The 343-nt window shown below is 46.1% G+C and carries 1 pseudogene; it reads left to right on the forward strand.

The annotated features are described in order from the left end of the window. Window positions 1-66 precede the first annotated feature (66 nt). Window positions 67-343: pseudogene (locus IIF7_RS20680) on the forward strand (IS21 family transposase); the annotation flags it as partial.

Raw genomic sequence — 343 nt, forward strand, 5'->3', positions numbered from 1 at the left:
GATGGCTTTAAGTTATCCCAGTTTAAATACTGGTACCATCAGTGGACCAAGGAGGTATCACCGGTGATGCACCTCACTCATAAGGCTGGAGATAAGCTGTTCATCGATTACACCGGCAAGAAACTTAGCATTGTAGATCGTCACACCGGAGAACTACAGGATCTGGAAGTTTTTGTGTGCGTTTTGGGCAGTAGCCAATACACCTATGTAGAAGCTTCGCCAAGCCAAAAGAAGGAAGATTTTATACGTAGTGTCGAGAATGCACTTTGGTTTTATGGTGGGGTACCCAATGCCCTGGTACCCGATAACCTGAAATCCGCCGTAACTAAAGGGAGCCGTTATG

This window comes from Zunongwangia atlantica 22II14-10F7 (genome assembly GCF_002094855.1).
Taxonomy (GTDB): Bacteria; Bacteroidota; Bacteroidia; order Flavobacteriales; family Flavobacteriaceae; genus Zunongwangia; species Zunongwangia atlantica.